At 61.4% G+C, this 24,928-nt stretch carries 20 protein-coding genes; 11 read left to right on the top strand and 9 right to left on the bottom strand.

Annotated features, from left to right (window positions below; translation table 11 throughout):
- Positions 1 to 2: 2 nt before the first annotated feature.
- On the bottom strand, positions 3 to 1,823 hold the full coding sequence (gene typA / locus B9A12_RS10770) for a translational GTPase TypA (protein ID WP_084057900.1): 1,821 nt from the start codon (positions 1,821 to 1,823) through the stop codon (positions 3 to 5).
- A gap of 176 nt (positions 1,824 to 1,999) precedes the next feature.
- Here typA and B9A12_RS10765 point away from each other — a divergent pair, with 176 nt between their 5' ends.
- Entirely contained in the window at positions 2,000 to 2,470 is a 471-nt protein-coding gene (locus tag B9A12_RS10765; protein ID WP_084057936.1) for a YaiI/YqxD family protein, read from the top strand.
- 189 nt (positions 2,471 to 2,659) lie between these two features.
- Here B9A12_RS10765 and B9A12_RS10760 read toward each other — a convergent pair whose 3' ends face one another.
- Positions 2,660 to 3,904: a NupC/NupG family nucleoside CNT transporter gene (locus tag B9A12_RS10760; RefSeq protein ID WP_084057935.1), complete on the bottom strand. Its 1,245-nt coding sequence runs from the start codon at positions 3,902 to 3,904 to the stop codon at positions 2,660 to 2,662.
- 221 nt (positions 3,905 to 4,125) lie between these two features.
- Positions 4,126 to 4,599, bottom strand: a complete 474-nt coding sequence (sixA, locus tag B9A12_RS10755) for a phosphohistidine phosphatase SixA (RefSeq protein ID WP_084057899.1) — start codon at positions 4,597 to 4,599, stop codon at positions 4,126 to 4,128.
- A 205-nt stretch (positions 4,600 to 4,804) separates the two neighbouring features.
- On the opposite strand from sixA, the gene upp reads away from it, so the two are divergent.
- Positions 4,805 to 5,431 (top strand): uracil phosphoribosyltransferase, encoded by a 627-nt coding sequence (gene upp, locus B9A12_RS10750; RefSeq protein ID WP_084057898.1) that lies wholly within the window; start codon positions 4,805 to 4,807, stop codon positions 5,429 to 5,431.
- A 94-nt stretch (positions 5,432 to 5,525) separates the two neighbouring features.
- Positions 5,526 to 6,770, top strand: a complete 1,245-nt coding sequence (locus B9A12_RS10745; RefSeq protein WP_084057897.1) for a uracil-xanthine permease family protein — start codon at positions 5,526 to 5,528, stop codon at positions 6,768 to 6,770.
- Between the two features lie 273 nt (positions 6,771 to 7,043).
- Here the strand turns inward: B9A12_RS10745 and B9A12_RS10740 are convergent, their stop codons facing one another.
- Positions 7,044 to 8,009, bottom strand: a complete 966-nt coding sequence (locus tag B9A12_RS10740; RefSeq protein ID WP_084057896.1) for a PP-loop family protein — start codon at positions 8,007 to 8,009, stop codon at positions 7,044 to 7,046.
- 226 nt (positions 8,010 to 8,235) lie between these two features.
- Positions 8,236 to 9,144, bottom strand: coding sequence for a polyamine aminopropyltransferase (speE, locus tag B9A12_RS10735; RefSeq protein ID WP_084057895.1), 909 nt, complete (start codon positions 9,142 to 9,144; stop codon positions 8,236 to 8,238).
- A 105-nt stretch (positions 9,145 to 9,249) separates the two neighbouring features.
- Here speE and B9A12_RS10730 point away from each other — a divergent pair, with 105 nt between their 5' ends.
- Positions 9,250 to 10,128 (top strand): radical SAM protein, encoded by an 879-nt coding sequence (locus B9A12_RS10730; RefSeq protein WP_084057894.1) that lies wholly within the window; start codon positions 9,250 to 9,252, stop codon positions 10,126 to 10,128.
- 231 nt (positions 10,129 to 10,359) lie between these two features.
- Here B9A12_RS10730 and B9A12_RS10725 read toward each other — a convergent pair whose 3' ends face one another.
- Positions 10,360 to 11,211, bottom strand: a complete 852-nt coding sequence (locus B9A12_RS10725; protein WP_084057893.1) for an NAD(+)/NADH kinase — start codon at positions 11,209 to 11,211, stop codon at positions 10,360 to 10,362.
- Between the two features lie 149 nt (positions 11,212 to 11,360).
- Here B9A12_RS10725 and B9A12_RS10720 point away from each other — a divergent pair, with 149 nt between their 5' ends.
- The 7 genes from B9A12_RS10720 to prfB all read left to right on the top strand — a co-directional run bounded on the left by B9A12_RS10720 (position 11,361) and on the right by prfB (position 18,289).
- Positions 11,361 to 12,308, top strand: coding sequence for a GGDEF domain-containing protein (locus B9A12_RS10720; RefSeq protein WP_139796594.1), 948 nt, complete (start codon positions 11,361 to 11,363; stop codon positions 12,306 to 12,308).
- A 134-nt stretch (positions 12,309 to 12,442) separates the two neighbouring features.
- Positions 12,443 to 12,994, top strand: coding sequence for a helix-turn-helix domain-containing protein (locus B9A12_RS10715; protein ID WP_245802422.1), 552 nt, complete (start codon positions 12,443 to 12,445; stop codon positions 12,992 to 12,994).
- Between the two features lie 79 nt (positions 12,995 to 13,073).
- Complete coding sequence (gene speD / locus B9A12_RS10710) at positions 13,074 to 13,523, top strand: adenosylmethionine decarboxylase (protein WP_084057933.1); 450 nt, start codon at positions 13,074 to 13,076, stop codon at positions 13,521 to 13,523.
- A gap of 65 nt (positions 13,524 to 13,588) precedes the next feature.
- On the top strand, positions 13,589 to 14,446 hold the full coding sequence (gene speB / locus B9A12_RS10705) for an agmatinase (RefSeq protein ID WP_170920539.1): 858 nt from the start codon (positions 13,589 to 13,591) through the stop codon (positions 14,444 to 14,446).
- Positions 14,447 to 14,542: 96 nt separating this feature from the next.
- Positions 14,543 to 15,415 carry a hemolysin family protein gene (locus B9A12_RS10700; RefSeq protein WP_245802421.1) on the top strand — a complete coding sequence of 291 codons (873 nt, stop codon included), beginning with the start codon at positions 14,543 to 14,545 and terminating at the stop codon, positions 15,413 to 15,415.
- Between the two features lie 13 nt (positions 15,416 to 15,428).
- Positions 15,429 to 17,024 carry an apolipoprotein N-acyltransferase gene (gene lnt, locus B9A12_RS10695; RefSeq protein ID WP_212636910.1) on the top strand — a complete coding sequence of 532 codons (1,596 nt, stop codon included), beginning with the start codon at positions 15,429 to 15,431 and terminating at the stop codon, positions 17,022 to 17,024.
- A gap of 142 nt (positions 17,025 to 17,166) precedes the next feature.
- A protein-coding gene (gene prfB / locus B9A12_RS10690) for a peptide chain release factor 2 (protein WP_425430180.1) occupies positions 17,167 to 18,289 on the top strand; the annotation gives its coding sequence in 2 pieces (ribosomal slippage) (positions 17,167 to 17,235 and positions 17,237 to 18,289; 1,122 coding nt in all).
- A 55-nt stretch (positions 18,290 to 18,344) separates the two neighbouring features.
- On the opposite strand, the gene B9A12_RS10685 is transcribed toward prfB, so the two are convergent.
- From B9A12_RS10685 to mutS, 3 genes are all read right to left on the bottom strand, one after another.
- Positions 18,345 to 20,369, bottom strand: coding sequence for a ribonuclease catalytic domain-containing protein (locus tag B9A12_RS10685; RefSeq protein WP_084057888.1), 2,025 nt, complete (start codon positions 20,367 to 20,369; stop codon positions 18,345 to 18,347).
- Positions 20,366 to 22,138, bottom strand: a complete 1,773-nt coding sequence (locus B9A12_RS10680; RefSeq protein ID WP_084057887.1) for an N-acetylmuramoyl-L-alanine amidase — start codon at positions 22,136 to 22,138, stop codon at positions 20,366 to 20,368. The genes B9A12_RS10685 and B9A12_RS10680 overlap by 4 nt, the downstream gene beginning before the upstream one ends.
- Before the next feature lie 78 nt (positions 22,139 to 22,216).
- The gene (gene mutS, locus B9A12_RS10675; protein ID WP_084057886.1) at positions 22,217 to 24,850 is read right to left on the bottom strand and encodes a DNA mismatch repair protein MutS; all 2,634 of its coding nucleotides are present in this window, start codon (positions 24,848 to 24,850) and stop codon (positions 22,217 to 22,219) included.
- Positions 24,851 to 24,928 lie beyond the last annotated feature (78 nt).

Genomic DNA, 24,928 nt, shown 5'->3' with positions numbered 1-24,928 from the left:
GCCTACTTCTTTTTCAGAGGCCTTTTCGAAGCGGCCAAGACCGTCTTTCGAAGCCGGATGGACTGCGGCGTCACCTCCACCATCTCGTCTTCGCGAATGAAGTGCAATGCTCGTTCCAGGGTCAGGGAGGTGACGGGCGTGAGCAACACGTTGTCATCCTTTCCCGCGGCCCGCATGTTGCTCAGCTTCTTTTCCTTGCAGGGATTGACGTTCAGGTCGCTTTCCCGATTGTGCTCGCCGACGATCATCCCCTCATAGACAGGGTCGTTGGGAACGACAAAGAGGCGCCCGCGCGGTTCCAGGTTGTAGAGGGCATAGGCCACGGCCCGGCCCTGGCGGTCGGAAACCAGGGAACCGGTGAAGCGGGTGGGGAAATCACCCCGATATTCGTCGTATCCGGCAAAGTAGGAATTGAGGATCCCGGTTCCCTTGGTGTCTGTAAGAAATTCATCCCGGTAGCCGATGAGACCCCGGGAAGGGATCATGAATTCGATCCGCACCCGACCGGACCCCTTGTTGACCAGATTGGTGAGGGTGCCTCGTCGCAGGGACAGCTTTTCCGTCACCACGCCGATGAAGCTCTCTTCGCAGTCCACGAAGAGATGTTCCATGGGCTCCAGGCGCCTGCCGTTCCGTTCCTGATAGATCACCTGGGGACGGCCCACGCACAATTCGAAGCCCTCCCGGCGCATGGTTTCGATGAGGATGGCCATCTGGAATTCGCCGCGTCCCTGGACCAGGAAGCTCTCCTTGTCCTCGGCCTCCACCACGCGGATGGACACGTTGCGGAGCATCTCCTTGTGGAGCCTCTCGCGGATCTTGCCCGACTGAACGATGGAGCCTTCCTGGCCGGCGAAGGGAGAGTCGTTGATGGTGAACTTCATGGACACGGTGGGCTCATCCACCCGAATCCGTTTGAGGGGGCCGGGGGCGTCGGCGGTGCAGATGGTGTCCCCGATGAGCACGTCGTCGATGCCGGCCAGCACCACGATATCCCCCGGTTCGACCCGATCGGTGTCCTTGAGGCCCATGCCGTCATAGACCTGCAGCTTGGTGGACTTGAGCGGACGTTTTTCGCCGTCCTTGTTGATACGCACCAGAACGTCCCCGGCCCGGATGGTGCCGTGGGCGATCCTGCCGATGGCCAGCCGGCCCAGGTAATCGCTGTAGCTCAGATCGGCCACCAGCATGCGAGCCGGTTCGTGGGGATCTCCTCCAGGCGGGGGGATCTCTTCCAAGATGGCGTCCAGAAGCGGACTGAGATCCCGCCCCGGCTCTTCCAGTCTCGGAGACGCCACCCCGTCCCGGCCCACGGCATACAGCACGGGAAATTCCAGCTGTTCGTCGGTGGCGTCCAAGTCGATGAAAAGGTCGTAAATCTCGTCCAAAACCTGGTTGGGACGCGCGTCTTTGCGATCCACCTTGTTGATGACCACCAGGACCTTGAGACCCGCCTCCAGCGTCTTCTTGAGCACAAAGCGGGTCTGGGGCAACGGTCCTTCCGATGCGTCCACGAGAAGGAGCGCTCCGTCCGCCATGGCCAGAGCCCGCTCCACCTCGCCGCCGAAATCGGCGTGGCCCGGGGTATCGATGATGTTGATCTTCACCCCCCTCCAGGTCACGGAACAGTTCTTGGCGGCAATGGTGATGCCCCGTTCCCGCTCCAGGTCCAGGCGGTCCATGAGGCGCTCCGGCACTTCCTTTCCAGCGCGCAACACACCGCTTTGCCGGAACATGGCATCCACCAGGGTCGTTTTTCCGTGGTCCACGTGGGCGATGATGGCGATATTTCGAAGGGACTTGGGTTCTTTGCTGTGTGTCACGATGTTGAATGCCTCGCAGGATGGTTCTAAGGATGTAGGTCAAAGCTGGGCAGACATACACCAAGGATCTTCCGGCGGCAACCGATTTTTCCCGGGACAGGCGGCACTTGTGGTATGAAGCGTGGCGACGGGAACGGTTCCACCCGTTGAGAATAGGCATGCAGGGAGAAGAACACGTGAACATCTGGATCGATGCGGACGGATGTCCCAAGGACATCAAGGAGATCGTCTTTCGAGCGGGCCGGCGCCTGGGCCTTCCCGTCTTCGTGGTGGCCAACCGGCCGCTGGCCGTGCCACGCTCCGGGCTGGTCACCATGGTGCAGGTGAGCGGCGATTTCGACGCGACCGATCAGGCCATTGTGGATCGCGTGGTGCCGGGAGATGTGGTCATCACCGCCGATGTTCCCCTGGCATCTCAGGTGGTGGACAAGGGAGCCGTGGCCATCGACCCCCGCGGGCAATGTTACACGGATGAAAACGTGGGGGAACGCCTTTCCCTTCGAAACTTCTTCCACGACCTGCGGGGCGCCGGCCTGGCCTCGGGCGGCTCGGGGCCCTTAACCGAAAGCGACCGGCGCCGTTTCGCCTCCGCTCTGGACAGGGCCCTCACCCGACGACTCAAGTCCCACGGCCGGGATCACCCTTGAGGACCGAGACCCCGAGAGGGGGACCGGGAATGAAAACCGCACAAAAACACCCTTGAACGTCCAAGGATTTGGTGCGGAGGCCAGATCTTTCGCCGCCAAGCCCTTCAGGAAAGAAACGGATCCAGCCACGGGCAAAACTCGTGCTCATGTGCGCTCCCGTGCCCTGGGAATGTCATCTGCGGGTTCGATTCAGACCAGCAGCCCGATGATCGCCCCGGTCATGCAGGTGGCCAGAGTCCCGGCCACGATGGAGCGGACCCCCAACTCCACGATTTCCGGGCGCCGAGCGGGAGCCATGGCCCCCAGGCCGCCGATCATGATGCCCAGGGATCCCATGTTGGCGAAACCGCACAGGGCGTAGGTCAGGATGAGACGGCTTCGGGGGCTGAGCACGTCGGCGGGCAGGGACGCCATCTGGAGATAGGCCAAGAACTCGTTGAGAATCGTCTTGACCCCCATGAGACTTCCCGCTGTCCGCGCTTCGGACCAGGGGATACCCATGAGCCACGTGACCGGCGCCATGACCACGCCCAAGATTCGCTGCACGGTCCAGGGCTCCCCCCCCCAGGCGGGCGCCAACCCCAGGACCATGTTGGCCAGATGCACCAGCGCTACGAACACGATCAGCATGGCGATGATGTTGAGCAGCAGGGTCAGCCCGGCCAGGGTCCCTTGGGTCAAGGCATCCATGGCGCTCCGGGCCTCCCGCTCCAAGGGCAAGGCACCTTCCACACCCCGCTCAACGGGCGGCACCATGAGTTTGCTCACCGTCACGGCGGCGGGGGCACTGATGATGGAGGCCACCAGCAGATGGCCCATGACCCCGTCCATGACCGGCTCCAGGATGGAAGCGTAAAGCACCATGACGGTGCCGGCGATGGTGGCCATGCCCGCCACCATGATGGTGAACAGCTCACTCCGGCTGACCTTTTCCAAATAAGGGCGAACCAGAATGGGAGCCTCCACCATGCCCACGAAGATGTTGGCGGCCGCACCCAGAGCCTCCACGCCGCTGATCCCCGTGGTGCGTTTGAGCATCCAGGCCAGGGCGCGGACCACCCGGGGAATGACGCCCCAGTGGAAGAGCAGGGAGGACAAGGCGCTCATGACCAGCACCAAGGGAAGGCCCCGAAACGCGAGGATATAGGTGGACGCCCCCGGCCGAACCTGGAAGGGAGGCTCCCCCCCTCCCAGATAACCAAAGACGAACCCGGTTCCCGCTTCGGTGGCCGCCGAAAGGGCTTGAACCGCCTGATTGAGAAAGGAAAAGATGAGACGCGTTCCGGGCATCTTCAACAGGATGAGGGCCAAGACGATCTGGAGCACGATCCCTCCCGCCACCTCCCTCCACGCCAAGCGGTGCCTGTCTTCCGAAAACATCCATGCCACCAAAACCAGCATCAGCAGGCCCAACGCACTCTGTAGCCGCAACATCTCTTTCAACCCGCCTCCGTGCCCATCGTGAGAAACTGTTTCCCTATGCTGGAAGAAGGTGCCCGCCTTGCGCAGGAGCGCCCTCGCGCTTCGGGATCCCCCTTCTTCCAGACTCTCACCCCCTAATCCCCATGCCACATCCCGGATCCCGGCCTGCGTCCCCCATGATCGCACCTTGGAACAGGCCTCCGGCAGCCATCGTCCGTCGGTTGCCCCGCCTTTCAGGCCTTTGCGGCCCATTGGGGGGTGAGCATCCAGGCCACCTTCCAAACCTCCCCATCCCGGACGAGGCAGAGCACGGCCCCCTGCTCAAACTTGACGAGGGGCGGTTCGTCCCGAAGGCCGCCCGTGAGGAGTCGAGTGGCCAGTCGTGCCAGGTGGGGCAAGTGTCCCACCACCAGGCACTCACCGGATGCGGCCTCCAAGTCGGCCAGAACGGATCCCGGGTCCGCCAGCGGCGCCAGATCGTCGCGTTCGACCATCCGGCCCGATCCGCCCAGTTTCTCACGCACAATGCGGGCCGTTTCCTTCGCCCGCTCCTTGGGGCTGTGAAAGAGGACATCCGGGCAAACCCCCGCCGCGGCAAGGCGCGAACCCATGGCCTCGGCATCGCCAACGCCCTGGGGGGAAAGGGGTTGGGCGGGATTTTCTTCCTTGGGCACCGGTCGGGCATGCTGCATGAGGTAAACTCGCATGGTTTCCTCCCCTCATGTTTCCGCCATGGAGACACTGGCCATCATTCCATTGATTTCAATAGATTAGCAGCGTTTCGTTCCCCGCGTCAACGACCCAGGGCTCGGCTCTGCCCGGATCGATTCACGGCTTGACACCCCTGGAGCTTTCCTCTATAGGCTGCGCCTAACACAGGCAACCGAACGCCGTCGAAGAAAGGAGACCGCCGTGGCCGTTCACGTCGTCCAACATCCCCTGATCCGCCATAAACTGGGCATTATGCGCAAGCACACCATCAGCACCAAAGATTTCCGGGAACTGGCCTCCGAGGTGGCCCGACTGCTCACCTACGAGGCCACCAAGGATCTGGAAACGGAAAAGCGAACCATCCAGGGTTGGAGCGGCCCGGTGGAGGTGGAACGCATCAAGGGCAAGAAGATCACCGTGGTGCCCATCCTGCGCGCCGGCCTGGGCATGATGGACGGGGTTCTGGACCTCATCCCGGGCGCCAAGGTGAGCGTGGTGGGGCTTTACCGCAACGAGGAGACCCTGGAGCCGGTGCGCTACTACGTGAAGCTGGCCAACAAGATGGACGAGCGCATCGCTTTGATCCTGGATCCCATGCTGGCCACCGGCGGCACCTTGGTGCTCACGGTGGATCTGTTGAAAGAGGCCGGCTGCACCAACATCCGCGGCATCTTCCTGGTGGCCGCCCCCGAAGGGATCCGGCGCCTGGAAAAGGCCCATCCCGACGTGGACGTGTACGTGGCGGCCGTGGACGAAAAGCTCAACGACATCGGCTACATTTTACCCGGCCTGGGAGATGCCGGAGACAAGATCTTCGGGACCAAATAGGCTTTCCCAAAAGCACGCTAAGCGTGCTTTTTTTTTGCCTTCTCCCGGGGAGAGAAAACTCCAAGAACGACGTAGGTCAAAAGGAGGATCTTTCATGGAAAAAGGCATTCATTCCACCGAGTACCACCTGCGATTCCAGGACACCCTGGTGGGTGCCCAGATGCTCTTCGTGGCCTTCGGCGCCCTGGTCCTGGTACCGCTCTTGACAGGCCTGGACCCCAACGTGGCGCTCTTTACGGCCGGTGCCGGCACCCTGCTCTTTCAGCTCATCACCCGAGGCAAGGTCCCGGTCTTTCTCGCCTCCTCTTTCGCCTTCATCGCTCCCATCATCTACGGTGTGAAGACCTGGGGCATTCCCGCCACCCTGTGCGGCCTGGCCGCCGCCGGTGTGGTGTACGTGATCTTCAGCCTGGTCATCCTGTGGCGTGGAAGCAAGATCCTGGAGCGCATCCTCCCGCCGGTGGTGGTGGGACCTGTGATCATGGTCATCGGCCTCATCCTGGCCCCCGTGGCCGTCAACATGGCCTTGGGAAAGACCGGGGACGGATCGGCGGTTCTGGTTCCCGAAAAGACGGCCCTCGTGGTCTCCATGATCTCTTTGGCCACCACCATCCTGATCTCCTTGCTGGGACGGGGCATGATTCGGCTCATCCCCATCCTCTGCGGCATCGTGGTGGGCTACCTGCTTTCCATACCCCTGGGACTGGTGAGTTTTGAACCGGTCGTGAAAGCCCCCTGGTTCGACGTTCCCCATTTCGTCTTTCCCCAGTGGAACTGGCAAGCCGTTCTCTTCATCGCCCCGGTGGCCATCGCCCCGGCCATCGAACATTTCGGGGACATCCTGGCCATCGGATCGGTGACCGGAAAGGACTACCTCAAGGACCCCGGCATCCACCGCACCCTCCTGGGCGACGGCCTGGCCACCTCCCTTGCCGCCTTCCTGGGCGGCCCGCCCAACACCACCTATTCGGAAGTGACCGGCGCGGTGGCCCTCATCAAGATCTTCAACCCGGCCATCATGACCATCGCCTCCTGCTGCGCCATCTTGCTGGCCTTCGTAGGCAAGTTGGGCGCCCTGCTCCAGACCATCCCCGTTCCGGTCATGGGGGGCATCCTCATTCTGCTTTTCGGTGCCATCACCGTGGTGGGCCTCAACACGCTGGTGCGGGCCGGCGAAGACCTCATGGAGCCCCGCAACATGGCCATCGTGGCCCTGGTGGTGGTCTTCGGGATCGGCGGCATGGCCTTTTCCGCAGGAGAATTCACCATCAAGGGGATCGGTTTGGCGGGCATCTGCGGCGTTCTTCTCAACCTGGTCCTGCCCGAGCGGAGGGCATGACCCGAAACGGCTCTCGTCCAAGCGTCTTTGGCCTGGTCGCTCTCGCCAAGGCCGAAGCCCATCGCCGGCTGCACATGAGACATTCCCGCGCTTTGGCGGGGATGTCCAAAAGACCATGGGAAAGCTGAAGATAGGCGTTTTCAGGCGGGCTTCCACGGGGCCGGCCCCCAATATCGCCCGTCCGCCCAAAAGAGGCGGTGATCCCGGGGAAGCGGCATGGGAGGGCAGTCGTTTGTTGCAAGTGCCCAATGTCAGGGCACCCCGACGGTTTTATCAGCCCTCCCGCCCACCGGAAGCCTGAAGCCGCGCCGCGTCCTTTTCCTTGAGCTGGTTCAACAGATTGCAGACGCTGCAGCGGGTTCCGTAGCAGGGTTGGCCGCATTGGTCGCAGGTACCGAAGTCTTCCACCGGCTTGGGCGGCTCCTTGGATTCCAGGTAGGAAAAGAGAAAGTCCCGCTTGGTTCCGGGCATCTTCTGCTCCAGGAACTGAAGGGCCTCCTGAAACGTGTGGCTGGTCGCCCCGCGCGACAGCGGACAGGATTGGGCCAGAAACGGGATGCCTTCCAGTCGGCAGAAGATTCGGATCTCATCGGCGGAAACCCGATAGAGCGGCTTGATCTTCACCGGCAGCCTGGGATGGGTCGACGGCAGATAGGGATACTGTTTTTCGATGTATTCCCGGCGGTTACGGACCAGGTTCCCCAGGAGCCGCCCCGCTTCGTCGTCCAGATTGTGGCCGGTGGCCACCACCCGGCATCCTTGCTGAAAGGTCAGCCGGTTGAGGATCTGGCGTTTGAGCGTTCCACACACCGAACAGATCTTTCGGCGGGTGCGCTTTTGGATCTCGGGAATGGTGTAGCCGAAGGTCTCCTGGAGCGCATATCGCTCCCAACGGAGCCCCCTTTGACGTGCAAAGGCGTCAATGACCTCCGCCGATGCCTCGGAGAAGCCTTCGATCCCCAGATCCACATGAATTCCCTTGGTCTTCCATCCCAGGTCCTGGAGAACGGCCCAAACGGCCAGGGAGTCCTTACCGCCGGAGACCGCCACCAGGATCGTCTCCCGGGGATCCACGGGAAACTTCTTCATGGCCCGCTGCACACTGCGCCGGAAAAAGAAGCGAAAGCAGTCCTCGCAGAAGTTGGCATGATGGCTCGGAAGCGCGACCACGGCCTGCTCCCGGCAGCGAGTGCATTTGGCGCCACGGGGAAGTTTTGTGTGGGTGTGTCTCGTCTTCATTTCCAAAAGTTTGCTGCCTCCCCTTTCCCAGGAGCCTGTTCGACCATGGCCTTTTCGCCTTTGGGTGGATTTTCAACTGGTTGAAGTCCCACTGTTCTCTGTGGTTCTTTTGGAGCCTTGTGGGGGCACGTTCGGAACCCGCCCCTACTGCTTAAAGGCCCGCCCGGCAGTCCCCACCTGCTGTCCGCACAAGAAGGGAGCAACCGAGGCGTTCTCAGGCGGTCTCCTAATAATCTTCTTCCGCCATGACATAGGGGGCGGCGTCTGTGGAAATCTGGCACGGAGTTTCCAAGATACGCGTCACGTAGCCGGGCAGGGCGAAGAGCCGAGCGTGCATCTGCGGACTGTAGTAGTTGAGAGGGCCGATGGCGCGTTCCTGGGCCCGCTCCAGCAGAACCTTTTCGGACACATCCAGCACGTCTTCCCGGGAACAGATGGAGAAGGCGAAGTCCAGCATGTAGCCCACGATGTAGGTCAGGTACTGACGCCGGAAGGGAAAGACCGCCTCCAGGGTCTTGGAAATCACGTTGAAGGCCTCCGGGTAGAAGAAGGGCGAGTCGTTGTGAAGGGCCAGGATACCTCCCGGGCGCAGCCGGTCCCTGCACAAGGAGTAGAACTCCCGGGTGTAGACGTACTTGGAGGGTTCCAGGGGATCCGTCAGATCCAGGATGATCACATCGAAAGTCTCGTCGGTCTCTTCCACGAAACGGCGCCCGTCGCCGATGATGAGCCGAGTGCGGGGATCGTCAAAAGCGTCGCCGCAAATAGCCCGAAGATGGGTTTTTGCGATCTCCACCACTTCCGGGTCCAGCTCCACCATGGTGGCGGATTGGACCGAAGGGTACTTGAGCGCCTCCTCCAGGGTGCCCCCATCGCCGCCTCCAATGATCAGAACCCGCTGCGGATCGGGGTGGGTCATCATGGCCGGATGCACCAGGGATTCGTGGTAGAAGAATTCATCCTTTTCCGAGGTTTGGAAACGCCTGTCCAGAAAGAGCGTGATGCCGTAGTCGTTGGTTTCCACCACCTCCACCCGTTGAAAGGGGGTTGTCTGGGTGTGGATGTTGCGCGTGATGCGAAATTGGCGGTTCATGGTGGACGAAAAGGGTTCGTTCAGGATGTTGTGATCGGTCATGGTGAAGGATCTCCTCCCTTGAAAATTTTAGAAAAGATCAATATATAGGAACGATTTGAAAATCTCAAATCCCGAATGACGTTTGGGATCAGGAGAAAGCAAAAGATGGACGGATTGCATTACGAAGGCATGATCATTCGACCGCCCAGCGAGGCGGACAGCATCATTTTGCAGATCACCCGGGGCTGCTCCCACAACAAGTGCACCTTCTGCGGCACCTACAAGGGAGTGCGCTTTGGGATCAAGGACGAGGCCATCGTCGACCGGGATATCGATTACGCGGCCAAAAACCTCCAGTTCCTCCGGCGCGTCTTTCTGGCCGACGGAGACGCGCTCATCCTTCCCCAGGAGCGGCTTGTAAGGCTTCTCCAAAAAATCCGCACCCGAATGCCCTGGATCCAGCGGGTGGGCCTCTACGGCAATGCCAAAAGCATCCTGCGCAAGAGCCTTCAGCAGTTGAAAGAGCTCCGGGACCTGGGACTGGGCATCGTCTATCTGGGCGTGGAGAGTGGAGACCCACAGACCCTTCGGGACATCCGAAAAGGCGTGTCCCGGGAAAAGATGGTGGAAGCCGGGCGGCGGGTTCGCCAAGCGGGCATCAAGCTCTCGGTCACCGTCTTGCTGGGCATCGCCGGGCGGGAAAGGTCCCTGGAGCACGCTCGCGCCACCGGATCCATTCTCAGCGAGATCGACCCCCACTATGTGGGCGCCCTCACCCTCATGGTGCTTCCCAACACCGAATTGGGGCGCCGCGTCCAGGAGGGCACCTTTGAGGTTCTGGACCCCCGAGAACTCCTGGTGGAACTGAGAGAGATGCTGGCGCATACGCACATGAGCCGTGGTCTCTTCCTGTCCAACCACGCATCCAACTATCTGCCCATCAAGGTGAAGATGCCGACGGACAAAGAGCGGGCCCTGGCCCTGATCGACGAGGCCCTGAAAGGCCGGGTGCGACTCAAACCCGAGTGGATGCGCGCTCTCTAGGAGCTTGACCCGGAGCGCCCAGATTGCTCCCTATGGGCCCGTGCCGGCGGCCTGGCCAGGCCGCCCCGTCAAGGCTCTCAAAGAGCCCCAGGGCCTTCGGCCGAGATGGAGTTCTTTTTGTGGGGACCGACCGGTTCGGGATTGGTTCAGGATTGTTGGCACAACCCGTCCTGCCGGCCGGAGAGGCCATCAGGCTTTGCGCTGGAAGGGCGACCCGACGGGTCGCCCTCTTCAGGCCTGCCCCCACTTGAGCTTGGTGCGCAGGATTTCGAAATAGTCGGTGCTGGCGGGCTTGATGAGCCGCAGCGGGTAGGGAGACACCCGAATGTGGATGGTGTCGTTGGCGGCCAGGTGACAACCCACCTGGCCGTCGCATGTGAGGGCCACGTCCTGGGCCCTGTCGTCCAGATCCACGCGGATCCGGGCCGTCCCAGGCAGGATGATGGGCCGGTTGGTGAGTGCAAACGGGCAGATGGGCGTCAGGATGACCGCCTGGGCCGTGGGATACACGATAGGACCCCCGGCGGACAGATTGTAAGCGGTGGAGCCCGTGGGGGTGGCCACAATGAGCCCGTCGGCGCGGTAGTGGGTGAGATAGCTTTCGTCGATCGAGGTGTAGAGGTCTACGATGCGGGCCAACGCCCCCTTGTTGATCACGGCATCGTTCAGCACGGTCTGCTGGAAGACCGTTTGGCCCTCGCGCTGAATGGTCACCGTGAGGCGCATGCGCTCTTCAATGTCGTAGCCCCCCTCCAAGACCTGTTCCAGGTCCTCGAAACACCGCTCCCGGCTGATTTCGGTCAAAAACCCCAAACCGCCCAGATTGACGCCCAGGATGGGGATCGCGCGATGGTCCAACTGGCGCGCCACGCTGAGCAAGGTGCCATCGCCTCCCAAAACCAGCACTGCGTCCGCCTGCACCTGGGGCAGCGCCGATAAGGGCTTGTCCGATATGCGCACATCGGCCATGTTCTGCTGGGCCGTCACCTGAACCCCTTTGCGTTTCAGCCACAGCACCAGGCGCTGCGCCAGGTCGGCAGCCTCTCTCCGCCCCCGCTTGTAGATGACAATGATGTGTTCCATGGTCTCCTTCCCGGACGTCTTGTCGGCCCCGATGATAGGGAAAAACCCACGGAAAGGCCATAGGAAACGGATTGTCAAGCGTCACAAGATCGGCTATTTTGGGATCCGTTGAAGTGAATTGCTGTGCCCTCTTTCCCAGGCTGCGGAACATGGAAAAAGAACCGCCCCAAGAGATCTACGGCCCCCAGGATATCCTGGTGGTGGACGATGAGCTGAGCGTCCGCGAGCTGGTGGCAGAGAGCCTGGAAATCATCGGCCACCGGGTGGAAACCGCTGTGGACGGCCTGGAAGCCGTGGAAAAGCTTGAACAAACGTCCTTCGACATCGTGGTGACGGACATGGACATGCCCCGGATGGATGGAATCGCTCTGATCCGCCACATCCGCGAACACCATCCGCGCGTGGATGTGATCGCCATCACGGGCCATGCGGTCCGCTACAAGTACGTGGACGTGATCAATGCGGGCGCGGCCGACTTCATCACCAAGCCCTTCAGCCTGGACAAGCTGGACGCCAAACTCCGGCGCCTGATCCGAGAAAGATGGCTGCGAAACGAACTGGAACATCTGGCGACCCGCGATCCGCTCACCGGCCTCTTCAACCGCCGGCACTTCCGGAAAGTCCTCACCCAGGAGGCCGTGCGCTCCCTTCGTTATGGGCACCCACTCTCCCTTCTGTTCATCGATGTGGACTTTTTCAAAGCATACAACGACCAGGAGGGTCATCAGGCTGGAGACGCGCTGCTTGTGGAACTAGCCGAGATCCTGCGCTCGTCCATCCGGGAGCACGTGGACTCGGCGTTCCGCTTCGGCGGCGATGAATTCACCGTCTTGCTGCCCCACTTGGAGTTGGAACAGGCCACCAAGGTGGCCCAGCGAATCCAGACCAAGTATGCGCAGTTGAACGCCGCCCCCACCAGCCTGTCCATCGGAGCGGCGGCCTTTCGTTCCCTCAACGGACACGTGGAACAAAGCATCGAGGACCTGATCGCCCGGGCCGACAAGGCCCAGTACCAGGCCAAGAAGGACATGGGCGGCAATCAACTGTGCCTGGACGACACGGACGATCTGGTGTGCCTCGCCCCCGACTCCAAATAAGCTCCCAAAAATCTACTTCCAGCTCCTACCCACCTGCATCCGATCACCGACGATTACTTTTTCCTTGACACACCCTTTTTCGGCCTTTATACAAGGCACGCTTTTTTAAACTTTTAGTTTAATATAGGTAAACCATGGCAGACGAGATCAGGATCGGCGAAAAGCTTCGGCGCCTGAGGATGGAAAACGGCCTGACCCAGGAGGAACTGGCCAATCGGGCCTATCTCACCAAGGGATTCATTTCGCAGCTTGAGCGGGATCTGACCTCGCCTTCCATCGCCACGCTCAAGAGCATTCTGGATGTGCTGGGGGTGGAGTTGGCTGAATTTTTCCAGGACATACCCCATCCCGGTGCGGTGGCCAGGAAAACGGCACGCGTGCTCAGTTCGGAATCGAGCGACGAGTGCGAAATCTACTTTCTTCTGCCCCGGGCCATGGGGCGCATCATGGACCCGGTCTACGTGAGGCTGCACAGAGGGGCCCGCACGCCCACCCACACCCCTCATGAAGGGGAAGAATTTGGGTTCGTGATCAAGGGCGCTTTGACCCTCTGGCTGGACGGAAAGCAACACAAGCTCAAGGTAGGCGACTGTTTTTACTTTAAGAGTTCCACCCAGCATTGGGTGGAAAACACGAGCCGAAGCGACGCCATCCTTTTGTGGGTGGTGAGCCAGTCCCGATTCTGAAGCGCTGGACCAACGACGATCCAAACCCCTTAGCCCCCTGGGGGGGGTGATTTTGCCACTGGACGGGGAGGTGATGGACATGAACACGAAAAAACCTGAGTTCGGCTTCGGGGTTCACCTCATGCTGGATGGCTATGGCTGTGACCCCCATTGCTTGCAGGACATCAATCGGATTTACGAGTTTCTGGACACGTATCCCACCGAAATGGACATGACCAAGATCATGCCCCCTTATGTTTTTCGTTACGAAGGGGCCGTTCCCGAAGACTGGGGCATTTCGGGCTTTGTGCTCATCGCCGAAAGCCACATCAGCATCCACACCTTCCCTGAGAAGGCGTATCTGAGCCTGGACATATTCTCCTGCAAGCCGTTCGATACGGACAAGGCCATCGCCACGGTCAAGGAACGGTTCGCCATTCAAAAGAGTGAAATCAACGTGCTGGACCGGGGCCAGGAATTTCCCAACAACATCGCCGATTCCGCCCAGGTGGTGCGCATGGATCGCATGCTTCGGCAAAGAACCCGTTAGACACCATGGACCACACGCCTTCTCGCCATATGGGGACCGGGATCCAAGAGCATCTCGGTCCTTCTTTGTCTTTTCTGGGACTCCACCAGGGTCCCCATGCCCTGGAAAGGGCCCGGGCGGTAATCGTCCCGGCGCCCTACGACGGAACCACCACCTACAAGGCCGGAACCCGGGAAGGTCCCCGCGCCATCATTCTGGCGTCCCGGGAATTGGAACTCTACGACGAAGAAACGGAAACCGAGCCCTACCGTGAGGGCATCGCCACCTTGGACGAACTGGCCGTGACGGTGGCGTCTCCGCAGCAGATGGTGGAACGGGTGCGGGCCGTGGCAAGCGCCCTTTTTCAGGCGGGCAAGCTTCCGGTCCTTCTGGGAGGGGAACACCTGCTGTCGCTGGGCATGATCCAAGCGGCCGCCCACGCCTTTGACTCCCTGAGCGTACTCCACTTCGACGCCCACCCCGACCTGCGAACCGAATACCAGGAATCGGCCTACAGCAACGCCTGCGTCATGCACCACGTGGTCGGCCAGATTCCGCTGGTGCAAGTGGGTCTGCGTTCGCTCACCCGCGAAGAACACCAAAGGATCCGACGGCACGCCATCCCCGCCTTTTTCTCCCACCAGCTCCACGGGATGAAAGACCTGCCTCAACGGGTTGTGGAGAATCTGGGCCCCAATGTGTACATCACCATCGATCTGGACGTGTTGGATCCCGGCATCATGCCGGCAGTGGGAACCCCGGAACCCGGCGGCATGGGCTGGCACCAGATCTTAAGTGTCCTGCGGGCCGTGAGCCGCAGTCGCCGCATCGTCGGGTTCGACGTCATGGAACTCTGCCCCCTGGCCGGCCTGCCCGCCCCGGACTTCCTGGCGGCTCGGCTGGTGCACAAGCTCCTCGCCTACATTTTTCTAGACAGAAGCTGAATTCTCTTGCTAGATTTATGCGTCATGCGTGGTAATGACACCATAACATCTTGGAAACCTTCAATTTCCTTAACGCATCCTTTCCGGGGATAAGCTTTGGACGAAGAATCAGCCAAAGGGTTACAGCGGTGGCTGAAAAAGGCCTTCCGCCGGCTATCGAGGCTCGATAAGCCCAAGGATCTGGAGAAGGAAATCCAGGAGCTTATTGACGAAGGGGAAGAACGCGGGCTCATTTCGGAAGACGAAGGAGAGATGATCCAGGGGATCTTCTCCTTTCGGGACACCGTGGCCCGGGAGATCATGGTTCCCCGCACAGACGCCGTGGCCGCACCGGTGGAGACTCCCACAGAGGCCCTGATCCGCCTCATCGTAGAATCCGGCCACTCGCGGATCCCCATCTACGAGGGTTCCATCGACAACATCGTGGGGATCCTCCACGCCAAGGATCTGCTCCAATACTGGGGCAGGGAACCCATCCAACTGCGCGAGACCCTGCGCCCGCCCTATTTCATTCCCGAGTCCAAGAAGATCAGTGATGTCCTGCGAGACCTGCGCCATCGCAAGTCTCACATGGCCATCGTCATCGACGAATACGGCGGGACGGCCGGCATACTGACGATGGAAGACATCATCGAAGAGATCATCGGCGACATCATGGACGAATACGACTCGGAAGAACACCTGCTGGTGGAACAGCCGGACGGTTCCATCCTGGTGGACGCCCGTTTGGACATCGAGGAGTTGGAAGACTATCTGGACGTGGAGTTTCCCGAAGGGAAGTTCGAATCCATCGGTGGGTTCATGATCAGCCGACTGGGCCGGGTCCCCGTGGTGAACGAAAAGATCCATTTCCAAGGCCTGGAGATGGTGGTGAAGGCGGCGGACAATCGAAAGATTGAAAAGATTCTGATCCGTCGCCTGGAAAATCCGCCCGCGCAGCCCATGCCCGAAGAAGGCCCCGCATCCTGAGGCCCCCTTTGCCGTGATTTGGCCCTTTTCCCCTGATATCGTGGTGCAAAGACTGTTTGTCAGGCTCAAGTTCCGTTCGTCCCCATCCAGCCCGCCCCGGCCATGGGGGCCCGTGGTGGGCGCCGTGGCCAGCGGCCTGCTGCTGAGTGCCGCGTTCCCCAAGTTTGACGGGTTCCCCCTGGCTTGGATCGCCCTGGTCCCCTTGCTGGGGGTTCTGCCGCAGGCAAGCCCGGCCGGAGCCTTCCGCCTGGGTTTTTTGGCCGGCCTTGTCCATTTCACCACCTCCCTCTATTGGATCGTCCACGTGGTTCAACACTACGGCGGGCTGCCGCTGCCGGTGGCCCTTTCCGCCCTGGGGCTCCTGTGCGCCTACCTGGCCCTGTACCCGGCCGTCTTTTCCTGGCTCGCCCGGCATTGGTTGGACCGCCCCAGCGGCTGGGCCTGGGGGCTGGCCCCCGCGTGGGTCTGCCTGGAGTGGATCCGCGCCCATCTTCTCACAGGGTTTCCGTGGAACCTTTTGGGCTACAGCCAGGGTCCCTTTTTGACCCTCATTCAAATGGCCGATATGACCGGTGTTTATGGAGTCAGCTGGCTGCTGGTTCAAACCAACGTGGCCGTGGCGCTCCTTCTTCGCACCTCCAAGGTGCGCCCGCTCCTGATTGCTTCACTGTGCATCGCGATCAGCCTGGGCTACGGCTCCTGGCGCCTGCAGCAAGTGGACTCCCCCCCTCATGCGGGCGACGGGTTCCGCGTGGGCCTGGTGCAGGGCAACATCGACCAGTCCGTCAAGTGGGATCCCGCTTATCAGAAAAAGACCCTGGACACCTATGAAAGGCTTTCACGAGGACTGGTCCGGCAAGACCGACCCGATCTAGTGGTGTGGCCGGAGACCGCCGCTCCATTCTTCTACCAGATCGAGGCGGGCCCCACGGCACGGCTGCACCAGATCGTGGAAAACCTGGGCACTCCCCTTCTTGTGGGCATCCCCGGCATCGTCCGAACAGACGGCACGGCGAAGCTTCAAAATCAAGCCCTGCTCCTGGAGCCCTCCCGGGGTCTGACGGGCCGCTACAGCAAGCGCCATCTGGTTCCATTCGGCGAGTATGTGCCTCTCAAGAAGGTCCTTTTTTTCGTGGAAAAACTTGTGGCCGCCGCCGGCGACTTCCAGCCGGGAGGGGGCCCGGCGGCCCTTCTCCTGGGACGCCACGTGCTGGGAGTCCTGATCTGCTACGAGGCCATCTTCCCCGAGCTGGCGCGGGAAGAGGTGCGCAACGGCGCCACCATGCTCGTCAACATCACCAATGACGCCTGGTTCGACCACAGCTCCGCCCCCTACCAGCATAAGGAGATGGCGCGCTGGCGCGCCGTGGAGTTTCGGGTTCCCATGGTCCGCTGCGCCAACACGGGCATCAGCGCCGTCTTCGCCCCGTCGGGAAAGACCGTGGCCAGCCTGCCGTTGGGCCGGCGCGGCACCGTATCCGCCCTCGTGTACCCCGCCCGGACCCCGACCCTCTACGCCCGCCTGGGGGACCTGTTCGCCTGGATCTGCGTCTTGACGACGGCCGCCTCGGCGATATATGGGGCCCTGCGCAAACGGACCCGAAAGTAAATCGAGATTGCCGCTGCAGTCCCCGCCATGTCGTGTTAAAATGGCTGAAACATTGACTCGGTTCGCCCCTTCCCCACCCGGCAAGGGGCCCACGGGGGCTGGGATGCGCCCCCAAGTTGCCAGGACAGAAAGGAGACCATGAATGATCATTCAACCTGCAGAAATCAAGGCATCTCTCAAGGATCTGGCCGTCAAGTGCCAAACCCTGGGAGGGTATCTTTGACATAGCCGGCAAAAAGAAACGCCTCCAAGAGCTGGACCAGATCATGGGCAAACAGGATTTCTGGGACGACCCCGACAAGAGCAAGGACGTCCTCAAAGAGCGGGCCCACCTGGCAGATATTGTAAAAGGCTTCGAAGAGTTGCAAACCGAGCTGGAAGAAAGCGAACTGCTCCTGGACATGGCCGTGGACGAAGAAGATGCGGACACCATCCAGGAAGTGGCCGCCAAGACCCGGGCTGTGGAAAAGAAGATCCGCGCCCTGGAAGTGCAGCAGATGCTCAGCGGGGAAAACGACGACAAGAACGCCATCGTGAGCATCAACGCGGGAGCAGGCGGCACGGAGGCCCAGGACTGGGCTCAGATGCTCTTGCGCATGTATTTGAGGTGGTGTGAACGCAGGGGGTTTGCCACGGAAATGGTGGACCTGCTGGAAGGGGAGGAAGCGGGGATCAAGAGCGCCACTTTCACCGCTTCCGGCCGCTTCGCCTACGGCCTCCTCAAGGCCGAATCGGGCATCCACCGGCTGGTTCGCATCTCCCCCTTCGACGCCAGCGGAAGGCGGCACACCTCCTTTGCCGCGGTGTTCGTCTATCCGGAAATCGACGACACCATTGAGGTGGACATCAAGCCCTCCGATCTGCGCATCGACACCTACCGGGCCAGCGGCGCGGGCGGCCAGCATGTGAACAAGACCAGCTCCGCCGTGCGCATCACCCACCTTCCCACGGGCATCGTTGTGCAGTGTCAAAATGAAAAATCCCAGCACCGGAATCGGGAAATCGCCATGAAGGTGCTGCGCGCCCGCCTCTATGAGCGGGAACGCCAAAAGCAACAGGAAAAGATGCAGGAACTGCACGACAATCTGGATGAGATCGCCTGGGGAAATCAGATCCGATCCTACGTGCTCCAGCCCTACCGTCTGGTCAAGGACCACCGTACCCAGGTGGAAAAGGGCAACGTGGACGCGGTCCTGGACGGGGAAATGGACGAGTTCATCGAGGCCTACCTGCTGCACCAACTCAACGCACAGGCGGCAAAATAAGCGCTTTGGCAACGGCCGGCCCATCGGGGCCGGCCGTTGGTTTTCTCACGGCGCTTCAGACGATCTGGACCCGAAAGATTTCGTCCCGGGGGACCAGGCGCTCGATCTTGATGCGCACCATTTCTCCTGGGGAGACCGGATTGTCCTCCGGCAACGGCGCGTTGACTTCCATGAGGAAGTCCGGGATCAACAGGTGGGCGAACCGGGCGTTTTTGTCCAGGACCAGGGCGTTCAGGGACTGGATATCCTCTTGCTCCAGGTACTTAAGGAGCCAGTACCGGGCCCATTTTCTCTGCACGAAGGCCACCCGCCCCAGCTGCACCCGGATCCGGGTGATCAGAGCCTCCAGTTCTTCTTCCCCATAGAGGGCCTCCCCGGTTTGGAGCGCATGTTTGAGCTGCCTTTGGACCACCAGATCCATGTAGCGCCGGATGGGCGAGGTGACGGTGGTGTAGGGGTCCATGCCCAGGCTGCAGTGCGGTCCGGGCCGGGTGGTCAACTCGGCGCGGGCGAAGAGCCGCCTCTGGCGGTACACATGAAAGATGGGATAATCGCTTTGGACCTGATCCGTTTCCGGCCTGCATTCCTCCTGGGTGCGGTAGATGGCGGGGATTTCTCTGCGGGCCAGTTCGTTCGCGGCCAGCCCGTTGGCTGCGATCATCCATTCCGAGACGATGAGTTGCCCCGGTGTCTCCTTCTCGTAACGCGAAACGTGGATCATGCCATGTTCGTTGACATGGATCTGGATTTCCGGAAGTGGCAGCAACACGGCTCCCCTTGCGAGGCGGATCTGTCGTAACTGCTGTGCCAGCCCATGCAGGACCCGAAAGGGTTCGTCCTCTTCCACGGTTCGATCCACGTCCTCATAGGTCAGGCGGCGCTTGACCCGAAGGAGGCTCGGCACCACCCGGCATGGATGCACCGTCCCCCCTTCGTCCACCTCGAAAAGGAAACTCACGGCCAGTCGATCTTCACCCAGCCTCAGGCTGCACAAGTCTTCGGAAAGTTCCGCCGGAAGCATGGAAATGCGCGCATCCGGCAAATAGATGGAGGTGGTTCGTTCCTCCGCCTCCCTGTCCAAGGGGTCACCCGGCTGGACGTATTGCGCGGCATCGGCGATATGCACGCCCACGAGCCAACGGCCGTCGGGCCGCTTTTCCAGGCTCAGGGCGTCGTCGAAGTCCCGCGTATTGGCGCCATCCACCGTAAAGGCGTCCCAATGGCGCAGGTCCTGCCGTTCCGGCCCGCCAAGGTGTTCAGCCGACAGGCTCGTCTTCTGCCGCGCCGCCTCCAGCGCCTCCTGGGAAAAGTCGCTGGAAATCCCCTGCTGGTGCAGATAGAGGTTTTCGTCCTTGGACCAGATCCCCAGCTGCACGAGCAGACGGAAGGCGGTGTTTTGCTGCGGAGCAACGCCGGCCCGTTTGAAAAGCTCTTTGACGAAGGCACTCTCAGGGGCCTCCTGGCCGAAGAGGCAGAAGTCCTTGATCTGGTCCAGGATCTTGGGATCGGGAGGATCCTTGCGGCCCGGGGAACGGCTTTTCCAGACCTGTTTCAGCCAAGCGGCTCCGGCTTCCAGAAGGGCCTCTCTCCTGGCTTCCTGCTCCAGTTCAAGCCGCCGCTGCTCCACCTTGTCGGCCGTCCTGGCAACAAAGAGACCGTCCTTGTACTGAAAATAGAGACGATCCCGGAGCAGCACCCGTTGGAGGGCCGCCACGTGATCGTCGCTGGGATCCCCGGAAAAGTAGAGTTCCGCCAAATCGCGCGCCGCAAAGCCTTCCGGCTCGCCTTCCAACACCTCCCAAAGCTCTTCCACCCGAACGCTTCCGGCCAGGTCTTCGCGCCGTTTGCGAAGATCGAGCAGCCTTTGCACCAGTTGGTCACGGCCCTCGGAAGGATCCAACAGACCGGGGGAGGCAAAAATCACCCGCCGACGGGCCAGGTTCATCTCTCGGTTTGTTTCCGTCAGGATGCTCAAGCGCTGGTCTTTCACATTCAGGCAGACGCCCAGGACGATATCCTTGGACTCAAAAAACTCCACCACCGTTCCGGCGGGCATCTCGGGCGCTTCTTTGCCGATCATGCACCGCCCCCCAGCGTGGCCACTCGATCCATGGCTTCCACATAGGCCCGGATGCCCTGGGCGATCCCCTGGGCCACCTTCTTCTGAAATCTTCGGTCGGTCAACAGCTTCTCCTCTCTGGGGTTCGAAATAAAGGCCGTCTCCACCAGAATGGCCGGCATCTCCGCTCCCAAAAGCACGTAAAAGGGAGCCTGTTTGATTCCCAGGTCCCGGACATTTTCGAACCGGCCCACCTGGGCCACCAGCTTCCGGTGCACTTCCTGGGCGAGACGGGATGATTCGCTGATCTTGGTGTTCTGCATGAGATCTTGCAGGATCGCTTCCAAGTCGCTGATCTGCTTGGCGGACACCGCATTTTCCAGGGCCGCCACCCGCGCGGATTCCCCGTCCGTGGAAAGGTTCAGGATGTAGGTCTCCACCCCGCCCAGGCGATGGTCCTTATGGGCGTTGGTGTGGATGGAGATGAAAAGGTCCGCCTTGCGTGTGTTGGCAATGGCCGTTCTCTCCTCCAGACTCACGTAGCGGTCCGTGGACCGGGTCAGAAAGACCTCAAATCGGCCGTCCCGCTCCAGATACTTCTTCAACCGTTTGGCCAAGGCCAGCGTGATGTTTTTTTCCCAGACCCCATGCGGGCCGATGGCTCCCTTATCCTTTCCCCCGTGGCCGGGATCGATCACAATGCGGCGCACGGTGAGCCCCAGCTGGCGGGCGATACTGGGCAGACGGCCCTTCTTGGCGGATGCCGCCGCCTGCGGCGGAATGAGACGCCGGGTGCCCCGCACATCGATCACCACCCGGAAAGGATCGGCCAAGGAAAAAATGCGGTGGGATTCCATGGACTCCAGGTCCAACACCACCCGGGCCTTGTCCGGAGCGTACTGGCCGATGCGAACGTCCGTCAGCAGCCCGTCTTTGATGTCTATCTTCTTTTTCAGGGTGGGGCTGAGCTCCGTCTTTTCAAAATCGAGATAGATGCGCGCCGGCATCTTGTGGGCCGGATCGGCCGGCAAGGTGTTGCGACGGAAGGATACGGGCCGGTCCAGATAGACCACCACCCGCGTGTATTCCGCGGCCGACCAGTACTGGACCTCTTCCAGGTACGCCGGGGAACCGGCAACGGATCCTGCCGGGGGCGTCTGGGAATGTGAGGCGGAACCGCCCGGTGTGCTGCCCTTCGGGGGCACGTGGGTCTCTCGGAGCCCCTCCTTGCCGACCGCCGGAGCCTGGGGACGCAGCCTGGCGGCCAGCTTTTGTGCCCTTTCCTGGGCACGTCGGGCCATGTCCCCCTGGGGATAGCGCACGGTCACGCGAACGTATTCCAGATAAGCCTGGGCGGGATCCCGGCCTTCATAGAGAATCCCCCGGAGAAACTGGGCGTCGTCCGCCAGCGAACTTTGAGGGTGTTGCTTGACCACCTCCTTGTAGGCGTCCAGGGCGGCCTGGAAGTCCTCGTCCCGGCCCAGCACGTCGTAGAGATGGTGGTGGGATCGGCCGATCAAAAAAAGGGCGCGGTCCGCCAAGGCCCCCCCGGGATCGGCGTCGTGGATGTCTCGAAAGGCCTGGATATTTCGGCGGAAGGCCGACTCGCTCGATCGCATGCGCAGCGTCCCCAGCAGCTTGTGGTATTGGCGCCGGGCCGCCTCGTAGCGCTCCTTTAGGGACGAAGCCTCTCCGGACCGCACCCCCACCTCCCCAGGCCCCCAGACGATCGTCAGCCCCAAGAAGAGAAGGCACAGCAAGAAAAAGCCTTTTGTCCTCGTTTTGTCCATTCCCCGCCCTGTCTCCACGTTTTTTCCCAGGATGACACGATCGCTTGGAGACTGCAAGGCACCCCATCTGCCTTGCGCTCATTTCCCGGAAGGGCCGGTCTTGATCTGCTCTTTGAGGGCGTAGAGCGTCTGCAGCGCCGCCAACGGCGTCATGCGGTCCAGATCCAGGGCCGCGATCTCGTCCCGCAGCCATTCCAGACTGGGCTGGAACAGGCTCATTTGAAACCCCGTCTTCGCCTTCTTTCGGGAACGCTTTCCCGCAGGCGCCCCAGGGTGGCGCTCGGGCGGCCGATGATTTCCCGACTCCAGCCGAGCAAGGATCTCCCGGGCCCGCACGATCACCTCCTGGGGCAAGCCGGCCAGCTGGGCCACATGGATGCCGTAGCTCCGATTGGTCCCGCCCGGCAGCAGGCGATGAAAGAAGAGAATGTCGTTTTCGAATTCCTTGACCGCCACATTGTAGTTTTTGGCCCGAGGCAGTTTGTCGGCCAGTTCGGTCAATTCATGGTAATGGGTGGCGAAGAGAGTCTTCACGCCCCGGTCCTGGTAATCGTGCAGGTATTCGGCCACGGCCCAGGCCAGACTCAGCCCGTCGAAGGTGCTGGTCCCCCGACCGATCTCATCCAGTATCACCAGGCTCTGAGGCGTCGCCTGGAGCAGGATATGGGCCGTCTCCTGCATTTCCACCATGAAGGTGGACCGGCCGCGTGTCAGGTCGTCCGAAGCCCCCACCCGGGTGAAGATGCGATCCACCAGACCGATGCGGGCGCGGGCAGCCGGCACGAACCCGCCCATCTGGGCCATGAGCACAATCAGGGCCACCTGCCTGAGGATGGTGGACTTTCCGGCCATGTTGGGGCCGGTGATGAGCAGAACCTGATTCTCTTCCTGGTCCAGCATCACATCGTTGGGAACGAACGCCCCGTCTTTCAGAAACCGCTCGATGACCGGGTGGCGCCCGTCGCGGATCTCGATCACCCCGCTTTCATCCAATTCCGGACGGCAATAGTCGCAGGTTGCTGCCACTTCGGCCAGACAAGCCACGCAGTCCAGCTCCGCCACCCGCCCGGCCATGGCCAGGATGCGCGGCGCCTCCTGGGCCACCCAGCCGCGCAGTTCCACAAAGATCTGCTCTTCCAGCTGGATGCGCTTTTCGTCCGCTTCCAGCACCTGGGTTTCAAAGGTTTTGAGCTCGTCGGTGATGAACCGTTCCGCATTCACCAGGGTCTGCTTGCGCACGTAATGGTCGGGAACCAGGGCCAGATTCGCCTTGGAGACCTCGATGAAGTAGCCGAACACCTTGTTGTAGCGCACCTTGAGGCTGGCAATGCCCGTCTTTTCCCGCTCCTGAACCTCGTAGTCGGCCATCCAGCTCTTGGCGTCCAGGGCCAGACGGGTGGTGCGGTCCAGCTCCGGATCCACCCCGCGTCGGATCACCCCCCCGTTGGCCAGGCTCAGAGGGGGGTCGTCCACCAGGGTCCGGGCGATCTTGGAAGCCACGTCTTCCAAGTCGTCCCAGTCCGCCGCCATGTCCTGCAAGAAAGGACTTTCCGCTTCGGCCAGCAACTCTTTGATCTGAGGAAGGATTTCCAGGGATCGGGCCAGGGCCGCCAGGTCCCGCGGATTGGCCGTTCCCACGCTCACCCGCCCCATGATTCTTTCCACATCCAGGATCTTTCCCAGATGGCCCCGCACGGAAGCCCGCAAAGATCCCTTGTCCACCATCTCGGCCACCGCCTCCTGGCGGTACCGGATGGATTCCAGCCGAACCAGGGGATACCGGAGCCATCGCTGCAGACGCCGCCCCCCCATGGGGGTCAGGGTGGCGTCCAGCACATGGAGCAGCGACCCTTTGCGGCCCAGGGTCGAAAGGGAAGAGAGCAGCTCCAGGTTGCGGACCGTCGCCTCGTCCAGGTGCATGAAATCTCCCGGGGCGTAGGGAGTGATCTTGCGAAGGTGGGTGCAGTCCCCCAGATGATTCTTGCGGATATATTCCAGGATCGCCCCGGCGGCCTGAATGCCGGGCCCCATGTGTTGCAGACCGAAGGACTCCAGGGAATGGATGCGAAAGTGTTCGATGAGGCGCTCTTCACAGCGCTTCCTGTCGAAAGCACTTTCTTCCAGCCATGTGAGCGCCATATCCCGCTGGGAACAGGAGCGCTCCAGCCAGGGAGCCGCCCAGCCCTCCGGCACCAGCAGCTCCTTGGGTGAAACCCGGTGGAGTTCGTCCAGAAGCGCTTCCTGCCCGACCACTTCCACCACCTGAAAATCGGCCGTGGAAATGTCCAGATAGGCCAAGCCGAAGGTGCCGCGAGCCTCCGCCACGGCGCCCAGATAGTTGGGGTCCTTGGACGACAAGTTGCGGCTCTCCACCACCAGCCCCGGCGTCACCACCCGGGTCACCTCTCGGCGAACCAGCCCCTTGGCCTTTTTGGGGTCCTCCACCTGGTCGCAGATGGCCACTTTGTGGCCCGCCGCGATCAGGCGGGCAATGTAGCTGTCCGCGGCATGGTAGGGAACACCGCACATGGGGATGGGGTTTTCGGCGTTCTTATCCCTCGAGGTGAGGGCAATCTCCAGAATTTGGGCGGCCGTGACCGCGTCTTCCATGAAGAGTTCGTAAAAGTCCCCCATACGGTAGAGCAAAAGCGCATCCGGATAGCGGGCCTTGATTTCCAGGTACTGCTGCATCATGGGAGTGAGCTTGCTCATGAACCCAGACCAACCTCCTGCGCGCATGGATATGAAGGTCGTCGCCGGGGGCCGGGCGTGAGAAACCCGCTTCCTTGA

Origin of the sequence: Desulfacinum hydrothermale DSM 13146, assembly GCF_900176285.1 — a bacterium.
GTDB lineage: Bacteria > Desulfobacterota > Syntrophobacteria > Syntrophobacterales > DSM-9756 > Desulfacinum > Desulfacinum hydrothermale.
Note: the sequence above shows the minus strand (reverse complement) of the source record. Positions and strands in the feature narration are given on the sequence as shown.